This window comes from Pseudoclavibacter sp. RFBG4 (assembly GCF_002931515.1).
In the GTDB taxonomy this organism is placed as follows: domain Bacteria; phylum Actinomycetota; class Actinomycetes; order Actinomycetales; family Microbacteriaceae; genus Pseudoclavibacter.
This window is the reverse complement of sequence record NZ_PSYC01000050.1, coordinates 1-9,425: the sequence shown is the minus strand read 5'-3', so window position 1 is coordinate 9,425 and position 9,425 is coordinate 1. Positions and strand designations below refer to the sequence as shown.

The window sequence follows — 9,425 nt, the reverse complement described above, 5'->3', positions numbered from 1 at the left end:
GCGGGGAGGCGGCGGGGCGGGGCGAGCGCGAAGACATGCGCGTCCACGGCATCGACAACGGCGCAGAACGGTCGTCATCCTGCGAGAATGCGGACATGCCTGAAGCGAAGCGTCGCATCTCCGTTGTCCTGTTCGAGGGGTTCGAGCTCCTCGACGTGTTCGGCCCGGTGGAGCTGTTCAGGCTCGACCCGTCGCTCTTCGACGTCGAGCTGATCGCGCCGCACGCGGGGCCGGTGCGCAGCTCGCAGGGACCGGAGGTCATCGCGACCAGCGGCTTCGCCGACGCCGCGCGCCCCGACATCGTGCTCGTCCCCGGTGGGCAGGGCACGCGGGTCCTCGCCGTCGACGCCGGGTTCCTCGGCTGGCTCGCAGGGTGGGCAGCGGATGCGCGCCTCGTGACGTCCGTCTGCACGGGTTCCGCCTTGCTCGCGGCGGCCGGACTGCTCGACGGGTTCCGGGCGACCTCCAACAAGCGGGCGTTCGCCTGGGCGGCGTCGCACGGCACCTCGGTCGAGTGGATCCCGCAGGCACGTTGGGTCGAGGACGGAAACCGGTGGACGTCCTCCGGGGTCGCCGCGGGGATGGACATGACCGCCGCCATCATCTCCTCGATCCACGGCGCTGACATCGCGGCGATGGTCAGCGACGCCGCCGAGCTCGACGTGCACACGGACGCGAGCTGGGACCCGTTCGCCGAGAAGAACGGACTCGCCTGATGGCCCTCGAGCTCCGCCCGAACTGCGAACGCTGCGACGTCGACCTGCCGCCGCACGCTGAGGCGTACATCTGCACCTTCGAGTGCACGTGGTGCCGCGACTGCGTGGCCACGTTCGAGGGTCGGGCGTGCCCGAACTGCGGCGGCAATCTCGAGCGTCGCCCCGTGCGCCCGGCCTCGAAGCTCGCCGCGAACCCGCCGAGCACCGTTCGGGTGCACGGCGGGTAGCGACGCGGCTCCCGGACGCTCCGGGCAAGCCCTCACGAGCACTGGGCCCGCACGAGGGCTCAGCCCGCACGAACGCTCAGCCCGCACGAACGCTAGGCCCGCACGAGCACCTTCATGCCCTTGCCCGCGCGGAGGCTCTCGATCGCCCCGACCACGTCGTCGACGGCGACATCGTCGACCCAGCCGTCAGCCGTGTATCCGCCAGCCGCCATCGCGGCGATGACCGCGTCGAAGTCGCTCTGCAGGTAGGCGAGGGTGCCCACGATCGCCGTCTCGCCCATGACGAGCTGCGTCGGCAGGAAATCCATGGGCCGCTCGTGGATGGCGACGACGACGACGCGCCCACCGGGAGTCAGGTTCGCGAGCGAGGCCGCGACAGCCGGCCCGACTCCGGCAGCGTCGAAGGCGACATCCACGCCGTCCCCGGCCGTGAGCTCAGCGACCCGAGCCGAGAGGTCCTCCGTCGTCGGGTCGACGAGGTTCGCCGCTCCGACCCCGGCGATCGCAGACCGGCGACCCTCGCTCGGCTCGGACACGATGACCGTCTCGACGCCCTTGGCGCGCAACGCGAACCACACGCCGATGCCGATCGGGCCGGCACCCGAGATGAGCGCCGTCTGCCCAGCCTGCACGCCGCTCTGCTCGACCGCGTGCCATGCGACCGCCATCGGCTCGACGAGCGCCCCCAGGCGCAGGTCGACGTTCTCGGGCAGCACGTGCAGCTTGCTCGCATCCACCGTCGTGAACTCGGCCATGCCCCCACCGTGCGAGGAGAGGCCGTGGAAGCCGATCTTCGTGCACACGTTCGGCTTGCCGCGACGGCAGGCCGCGCACTCGCCGCACGCGTAGATCGGCCACACCGCGACGCGGTCGCCGAGCCGCACCGAGTCGACGCCCTCGCCGAGCTCGACGACGGTTCCGGAGAACTCGTGGCCCAGGATCTGCGGCGGCAGCGAACCCGTGACAGGGTGCGGATGCTCGAAGTCGAGGCCCGAGCTCTCCGGCGCGTAGTAGACGTGCAGGTCGGAGCCGCAGATGCCGGCGTACGCGTTGCGCAGCTTCACCTGGCCAGGGCCCGGCGTGGGTTCGGCGACCTCCTCGATCCGCACGTCCTCCTTGCCGTGGAACACCGCGGCCTTCATGCGAGGAACTTCCGCAGGTCGGGGTAGCCGGTCGTCGACCAGGCGCCGTCGACGACCAGGTTGTCGCCGGAGATGTAGGAGGCGTCGTCGCTCGCGAGGAACAGCGCGGCCGATGCTATCTCCTCCGGCTGCGCCGCGCGGCGGAAGGGGATGCGCTCGTCGTACGCCTCCTGCACGCCGGGAATGTCGGTGAGGCCCTTCGTGAGCGGGGTCGCGACGAGGCCGGGCGAGACGGCGTTCACGCGGATGCCGTGCTCGCCGAGTTCGAGCGCCGCCTGCTTCGTGAGCATGACGGCCGCGGCCTTGGAAGCCGTGTAGCCGACGCCGAAGTGCATCGGCACGAGCGAGTTGAGGGAGGCGACGTTGACGATCGCACCAGGCTTGCCCTCGGAGAGGAACTGGCGGGCGGCGAGGCGGGTCCCGTTGAAGGCGCTGTAGAGGTTGAGGCGGACAGTGAAGTCCCAGTCGGCGAACGAGATGTCGGTGAGGGTGCCCGAGCGGGAGCCTCCCGCGACGTTGAAGAGCGCGTCCAGCGTGCCGAACTTCTCGACCGTCTCGGCGATCAGGCCTGCGAAGTCGTCCTCGTCGGTCACGTCGGTGCGGCGGCCGATGACGTTGCCACCGAAGGTCTCGCCTGCTGCGGCGACGAGCTCGGCGTTGATGTCGGCGACGACGACACTGGCGCCTTCGGCGACGAGGCGCTCCGTGATCTTCGCCCCGATGCCCGAGACGCCTCCCGTGACGATCGCGACCTTGCCGGCGAATCGGCCTCGGCCGGTTGCGGTCGTGTCTGCTGCTTGCGACATTGCTCACTCCGTTCTGCCCGCCGTCGTTGGCGTGCCACTCCAGCGTACGCCGGTTATCAGGCACCTGTCAGATAGTTTGCTGTGGGCCCGCCCTGCAGCCCATAGGGTGGGCGGATGGATCCGCGTCAGGCACGAACACGCGCTGCCCTCCGCGCGGCGATCTACGAGCTCGCGGCCGCGCAGCCCATCGCCGATGTCACCGTGGCGCAAGTCGCCAGAGCCGCCGGCATCACCCGCGACACCTTCTACCGGCACGCACCCACGCCAGAGCATCTCCTCGCGGCCTTCCTTGGCGAGGAGATCGACACCCTCATGGCACCCCTCGAATCACTGCCAGCCAGCAGCGGCAGCGAGCTCAGCGTCTTCGACGAACCAGAGCGCGAGCTCCTTCGGCACGTCGCACGCCACGCGAAGATCTACCGCAACGCCATGTCGCCGCGACTCACCGGGGCCGTCCGCGACACCCTCGTCGACCGCATCGAGACCGGACTCCGCACGCACCTCGCCCGCCACCCCGAGATCGCGCCGACAGCCCAGCCCGGCATCGACCGCGAACGCCACGCGCGCCTCCTCATCGCCTACGCCGGCGGAGGCACCGTCAGCGCCATCGAGGAATGGCTCCGCTCCGGGGAGGTCGACGACGTGGATGCGGCGGCCCGCACGATCATCGCCGCGTCCCCCGATTGGTGGCTCGGCCGGGCCTAGGTCGGGAATGGGCGGGGTGGGTCCGGCGCCCGGCAGCGGCCCACATGTTTGACGACGCTGTTTCCTGATCGTGGCAGCAGGCTGGGAGTTGCGTGACCATGCCCCGGTGACGGGTCCGCGACGCCGTCCGGCGGCTAGCGTCGCTCTGATGACCCCCACCCCGAACGGCGACGCCCAGCCGAAAAAGCAGCCAGCGCAGCACGCAGTGAAACAGCCTGCACAGCAGGCAGCACAGCAGCCGACGCTCACCACCTACCGCGTGCTGGTCATCGGCGGCGGGAACGCGGGCCTCTCCGTCGCGGGCCGGCTGCAGCGAACCGGCATCCCCGACATCACCGTCATCGAGCCGCGCGTCAACCACGTCTACCAGCCCATGCTCTCGCACGTCGCCGGCGGCACCGCGAAGGCGAGCCAGGCGACTCGACCGCAGGTCGACGTCATGCCGACGGGAGTGACGCTCCTCCGCGACGCCGTCGCCTCCGTCGACCCCGAGACCTCATCGCTGGTCCTCGAGTCCGGCCGACGAGTCGGCTACGAGCACCTCGTCGTCTGCCCGGGCATCGTGCAGGACTGGGATGCGATCCCCGGCCTGCACGCAGCCCTCCAGTCGCCGCGCGTCGCATCCAGCTATGAGATCGGACTCGCCGACAAGACCTCGCACCTGCTCCGAGACCTGCGGGAAGGCACCGCCGTGTTCGTGCAGGCCCCCGAGCCCGCCTCGTTCGCCGGTGCCATCCAGAAACCCATGTACCTGGCGTGCGACTACTGGCGCGCACGAGGCGTGCTCGACCGCATTCGGGTCGTGCTGGTCCTGCCGGACGCGACGCCGCTCGGCGTGCCCGAGATCGACGCGGAACTCGAGCGCAAGGTCGCCGAATACGGCATCGAGGTGCGCCGCGAATCGCGGCTCAGCGAGGTGATCGCCGACAGCAGCACCGCAGTCATCGGTAGGGCGGCGGTCGGTACCACGGCAGACGTCGAAGGCGAGCCCGAAGCCGAGTCCGAGCGCATCCACTACGACGCCCTCGTCGTGGAACCCCCGCAGCGGGCTCCCGCCTGGATCGCCGAGGCGGGTCTCGCCGCGGCGGCGCCCCTGACCGACAGCGAGGCTGGATTCGTCGACGTGGACGGGCGCACCCTGCAGCACCGGCGCTACCCGAACGTGTGGTCGCTCGGCGACGCCGCCGTCTCGGCGAGCCAGCGCTCCGGCGGGGCGCTGCGGAAGCAGACGAAGACCCTCGCCGAGAACCTAGCCGGCGTGCTCGGCGGACAGGCCGCGCAGAGCGAGTACGACGGCTACACCGTCGCCCCGTTCACCGTCTCGCGCTCGAGCGTGGTCTTCGCGGAGTTCGACGCCGGTGGGCAACAGCGCCCGAGTGTCCCCTTCTGGAAGGGGCTCGCGCGCGAGCGTCGGCTCACCTGGGTCTTCGACCGACGCGTGCTGCCGTGGGTCTACTGGAACCTCATCCTCAAGGGCCGCGCGTAGCGGGAGGCGATTCGCGCGAAGGGCTGGCCGAGTTTCACTCAGCCTCAGGCGATGACGACGGCCGTTCCGTAGGCGACGATCTCCTGGTAGTTCTGGTCGATCTCATTCGAGTCGTAGCGCATCGCGACGACGGCGTTCGCTCCGGCGGCCTCCGCTGCCGCCTTGAGGCGAGCGACGGCTTCCGCCCGAGCCTGCTCGAGCTGCGTCGTGAGGCCCTTCAGCTCGCCGCCGCCCAGCGACTTGAAACCGGCCGCGAACTGCGCGCCGATGTTCCGCGAGCGCACGGTGAGGCCCGAGACCTCGCCGATGACGCTCGAGATGGATGTGCCGGGAACGTCATTGGTCGTCACGATGATCATGAGGGAACGCTACCGAATCCGGGCCTCCACGGGAAGTACGCGGAGACCCCACCGTCTCGCTCGGGAGGCTCGTGTGGGAGGCTCGAGAGCATGAAGCGTGCGCTCGCCATCGTCGCCGTCGTGCTGGGGCTCAGCCTCACCGCCCTCGCGACTGCCGCTGCCTTCGGTCCTGCCGGCGCCCTCGCGGCTGCCCACCCGGACACGGCCGACCCGGGCACTGCCGAGTTCCTCGTGGGCCTCGGCTACACCGGCCTCATGCTGGCGCCCGCGAGCGCGCTCGTGCTGCTTGTCCTTGGCCTGATCGCCCTCGCGCGCATCGCACGCGCGGACGCGTCAGCCAACCGTGCCGCACGACGCTGACCCTCCTCGAGCGACTGAGACGGCCCCACGACGGCAAACAAAAAAGGCCCGCTTTCGCGAGCCTTTCCTGCATCTGTCTCAACACAGAGCTTCGTACTCGAGCTTGGAAGCTCTGGTACCGTGCGCCCGAAGGGATTCGAACCCCTAACCTTCTGATCCGTAGTCAGATGCTCTATCCGTTGAGCTACGGGCGCCCAGTCTTTCGCTTGCGCGATTGACCAGGGGATAGCTTACACACGACCCCGGCGCACCGCAAACCCGGCGGGTCGCCCGTCATTTCGGGCAAGACCACGAACGATCCACGCGCGCCCATGCAGACGCACAATGCTCCGACGAAACCCCCGGAGTACCCTCGAACGAGTGACCCCCGACCGCGCCAGCACCCCGAAGCCCCCATCCACCGGCAACCCCTGGCTCGGACACCTCGGCGGGTCCCGCGACTACCGACGCATTCAACTCGCGATGCTCTGCGCGGGGTTCGCGACGTTCGCGCAGCTCTACGCCCCACAGGCGCTGCTGCCCGAGATCTCGACGACCTTCGCGATCGACCCCGCGATGGCGGCGCTCATGGTGTCGATGGGCACCCTCGGCGTCGCCATCTCCGTCCTTCCCTGGTCGATAGCAGCCGACCGGATGGGGCGCGTCCGCGCCATCACGATCTCCATCTCGAGCGCAACCGTGCTCGGTCTGCTCATGATCCTCATGCCGAGCTTCGAGCTGGCCCTCGCGCTGCGCCTCCTCGAGGGACTCGCGCTCGGCGGCGTCCCCGCCTGCGCCATCGCCTACCTCAACGAGGAGCTGCACCCCACGGCCGCTGCAGGAGCAGCCGGCACCTTCGTCGCCGGCAACACCCTCGGTGGCCTCGGTGGACGCATCGTGCCGACCCCCGTCGCCGAGCTCCTCGACTGGCGACTGGGCCTCCTCACCGTGTCCCTCATCTCCGTCGCCATGGCGGTGCTCTTCATCTGGCTCATCCCCAAGCCGCGCGGGTTCGCCCCGCTCGCCAAGCACGCGGGCGGAACCCTTGGCGCGAGCATCGGCCGAGCATGGAAGGCCATCGCCGCGCACCTCTCCAGCACCAGGATGCTCGGCCTCTTCGCGCAGGGCTTCTTCCTCATGGGCGGATTCGTCGCCGTCTACAACTTCCTCGGCTTCCACCTCACCCAGTCGCCCTACTTCCTCCCCGTCTGGCTCGTGTCGCTCGTCTTCGTCACCTACCTCGCCGGCTCGTTCTCCTCGCCCTTCATCGCTCGCCTCGCCGGCCGCCACGGACGCAAGGTCGTGCTCCTCGCATCCACGGCCGTCTCCCTCGGCGGCCTCGCGCTCACCCTCGCGCCGCAGCTGTGGCTCGTCATCACCGGGCTCGCGATCTTCACGGCCGCCTTCTTCGGCGCGCACTCCGTCGCCGTCGGCTGGGCCGGCGCCTACCCGACCCGCGGCCGCGCCCAGGCGACCGCGCTCTACAACCTCGGCTACTACGGCGGTTCAAGCCTCTTCGGGTTCCTCGGCGGCGTCTTCTTCCAGCACTTCGACTGGCCGGGCGTCATCTGGATGGTCGGCGGCCTCACCATCATCGCCGGGCTTCTCGCCCTCTTCCTGCTCCCTTGGAAGGGCGAGACTGCCGCCACCCAGGCGGTCCGCGTCCCCTGACCCGCCCGACGCGCGGCGTCGTCGCACGTCCGCAACCGCAACTTCACGTAATCGTCACAGGCAACCCCGCGCGGGGCCTGCCAAGGTGAACGCCGAAGTGCGACGCTAGGAGAGCGCGCACGCGCGCCGCCCCACGCACGCGGCACCGGCACCGGCCCCGGCACGCCGCCCCAGCCCCGCATCCCGCCCAGCACCGACACAGAAGGAGGGCACATGACGAAGGCGCCCACCTCTACCAGCACATCGACCTTCGACAGCGCCACCCAGCTGGCCGCCGTCACCCGTTCGGTGCGGATGCAGGAACTCGACGGCCACGACGGCTTCGTCATCACCCTCACGCAGACGTTCGCCGCGAAGCGCAGCTCGCTGTGGTCGGCGGCCACCGAGATCGCCCGCCTCGCCCAGTGGTTCGCGCCCGTCGACGGCAGCCTCCGCCAGGGCGGCACCTACCAGATCCAGGACAACGCGCACGGGCACATCACCGGCTGCCACGCGCCGGACTCCTTCACGCTGACCTGGGAGTACGACGGCGAGCACACGCACATCGAGGCCCATTTCACGAAGGTCGATGAGACCCACGCCACGCTCACCCTCGAGCACCACTCCCCGACCGACGAGGAGACGTGGCCCAAGTTCGGCGTCGGCGCGACCGGAGTCGGCTGGGACCTGAGCTTCGCGAGTCTCGCCCACCACCTGGAGGCTGGCGCGACCGTCCCCCTCGAGACGACCTCGTGGGTGCGCGGCGACGACGCGAGGAGCTTCCTCATGCTGAGCGCCGAATCGTGGGCGGATGCCTCCATCGCGGCCGGCTCGGACGAGGCAGACGCTCGCGCCGCGCAGAAGCGCACCACCGATGCCTACCTCGACGGCCTCGACGCGGCAGACGCCTGATCTTCCGCGCAGCAGACGCCAGATCTTCGGCGCGGCAGACGCCAGATCTTCGACGCGGCTGACGCCAGAGCTTCGACGCGGCTGACGCCAGAGCTTCGACACGGCAGACCCCGATCTTCGACGGCCCGACCGCCTGCGTCCACGGCCATACCGTTGCAGCCTCCCGAGTCCCGACCCGCGATCCCGAATCCCGGCTCGCGAACCCCGAATTCGGAATCCCGATCCCGATTCCGATTCCCAGCTAGCGAAGCCCGAATCCGACCTCCCGACCCGCGCCTCTCAACTCGCGCCTCTCGCCCCGCGCCTCTCGCCCCGCGACCGACTCGACGCCTCAGCCGCAGCCGCAGCCCTTGCATCCAGCCCCCTCGCCCTCGCTGCCCCCTCCGGTGCCCAGAGCTGACTTATGGTCGTCATTCCGGACCCGAAACGACCACAAGTCACCCCTGGGCGCGCGGGCAGCGCTCAGTCGAGGCGCCCGGGGCTGGCTCCTCCACTGCCCTCCTCCACTGCCCTCCTCCACTCCCCGCTCGCCCCCGATGCTCTGCAGCCCAGAGCTGACTTATGGTCGTCATTCCGGTCCCGAAACGACCACAAGTCAGCCCTCGGCGGCGGAGAGTCGCGGGGCAGCGGAGGGGGTGCGCGGGATCGGGAAGGTGGATGGACGTGCGCGGCAGGGCGGGCGCACGGGCGACGCGCGGGTGGGCAGGCGCGGCAAGGTGGGCGGAGAGGTCCGACTCCCACCCTGCCTTCCTCTCCACTCCACTCCACTCGCCCTCACTCTCGCCCTCGCCCTCGCCCTCGCCCTCGCCCTCGCTGCCCCCTCCGGTGCCGAGGGCTGACTTATGGTCGTCATTCCGGACCCGAAACGACCACAAGTCACCCCTGGGCGCGGGGGCAGCGCTCAGTCGAGGCGCCCGGGGCTGGCTCCTCCACTGCCCTCCTCCACTCCCCGCTCGCCCCCGATGCCCTGCAGCCCAGAGCTGACTTATGGTCGTCATCCCGGGCCCGAAGCGACCACAAGTCAGCCCTCGGCGGCGGAGAGTCGCGGGGCAGCGGAGGGGGTGCGCGGGATTGGGCAGGTGG

10 protein-coding genes and 1 tRNA gene are annotated in these 9,425 nt (G+C 70.2%); 7 read left to right on the top strand and 4 right to left on the bottom strand.

The annotated features are described in order from the left end of the window. The first annotated feature begins 95 nt into the window (after nucleotides 1–95). Both C5E10_RS17070 and C5E10_RS17065 read left to right on the top strand, forming a co-directional pair. Complete coding sequence (locus C5E10_RS17070) at nucleotides 96–716, top strand: DJ-1/PfpI family protein (protein WP_104332657.1); 621 nt, start codon at nucleotides 96–98, stop codon at nucleotides 714–716. Beyond that, nucleotides 716–943, top strand: coding sequence for a DUF1272 domain-containing protein (locus tag C5E10_RS17065; protein WP_104332656.1), 228 nt, complete (start codon nucleotides 716–718; stop codon nucleotides 941–943). Before C5E10_RS17070 ends, C5E10_RS17065 begins: the two co-directional genes overlap by 1 nt. Before the next feature lie 92 nt (nucleotides 944–1,035). Here the strand turns inward: C5E10_RS17065 and C5E10_RS17060 are convergent, their stop codons facing one another. Continuing rightward, on the bottom strand, nucleotides 1,036–2,085 hold the full coding sequence (locus tag C5E10_RS17060) for a 2,3-butanediol dehydrogenase (protein WP_104332655.1): 1,050 nt from the start codon (nucleotides 2,083–2,085) through the stop codon (nucleotides 1,036–1,038). Further along, on the bottom strand, nucleotides 2,082–2,891 hold the full coding sequence (locus C5E10_RS17055) for an SDR family NAD(P)-dependent oxidoreductase (RefSeq protein ID WP_104332654.1): 810 nt from the start codon (nucleotides 2,889–2,891) through the stop codon (nucleotides 2,082–2,084). Before C5E10_RS17055 ends, C5E10_RS17060 begins: the two co-directional genes overlap by 4 nt. A 114-nt stretch (nucleotides 2,892–3,005) precedes the next feature. Between C5E10_RS17055 and C5E10_RS19325 the strand changes: the two genes are divergently transcribed. Beyond that, entirely contained in the window at nucleotides 3,006–3,596 is a 591-nt protein-coding gene (locus C5E10_RS19325) for a TetR/AcrR family transcriptional regulator (protein WP_219820399.1), read from the top strand. 148 nt (nucleotides 3,597–3,744) lie between these two features. Further along, a complete protein-coding gene (locus tag C5E10_RS17045; RefSeq protein ID WP_104332653.1) occupies nucleotides 3,745–5,082 on the top strand; it encodes an NAD(P)/FAD-dependent oxidoreductase in 1,338 nt (445 codons plus the stop codon). A 44-nt stretch (nucleotides 5,083–5,126) separates the two neighbouring features. Here C5E10_RS17045 and C5E10_RS17040 read toward each other — a convergent pair whose 3' ends face one another. Continuing rightward, nucleotides 5,127–5,441: a heavy metal-binding domain-containing protein gene (locus C5E10_RS17040; RefSeq protein WP_104244492.1), complete on the bottom strand. Its 315-nt coding sequence runs from the start codon at nucleotides 5,439–5,441 to the stop codon at nucleotides 5,127–5,129. A gap of 90 nt (nucleotides 5,442–5,531) precedes the next feature. Here C5E10_RS17040 and C5E10_RS17035 point away from each other — a divergent pair, with 90 nt between their 5' ends. Next, on the top strand, nucleotides 5,532–5,801 hold the full coding sequence (locus tag C5E10_RS17035; protein ID WP_104332652.1) for a hypothetical protein: 270 nt from the start codon (nucleotides 5,532–5,534) through the stop codon (nucleotides 5,799–5,801). A 121-nt stretch (nucleotides 5,802–5,922) separates the two neighbouring features. On the opposite strand, the gene C5E10_RS17030 is transcribed toward C5E10_RS17035, so the two are convergent. After that, nucleotides 5,923–5,995: transfer RNA gene (locus C5E10_RS17030), tRNA-Arg, on the bottom strand. Between the two features lie 166 nt (nucleotides 5,996–6,161). On the opposite strand from C5E10_RS17030, the gene C5E10_RS17025 reads away from it, so the two are divergent. Next, nucleotides 6,162–7,451 (top strand): MFS transporter, encoded by a 1,290-nt coding sequence (locus C5E10_RS17025; protein ID WP_258071193.1) that lies wholly within the window; start codon nucleotides 6,162–6,164, stop codon nucleotides 7,449–7,451. Between the two features lie 213 nt (nucleotides 7,452–7,664). Continuing rightward, nucleotides 7,665–8,342 carry an SRPBCC domain-containing protein gene (locus C5E10_RS17020; protein WP_104332650.1) on the top strand — a complete coding sequence of 226 codons (678 nt, stop codon included), beginning with the start codon at nucleotides 7,665–7,667 and terminating at the stop codon, nucleotides 8,340–8,342. The last annotated feature ends 1,083 nt before the right edge of the window (nucleotides 8,343–9,425 follow it).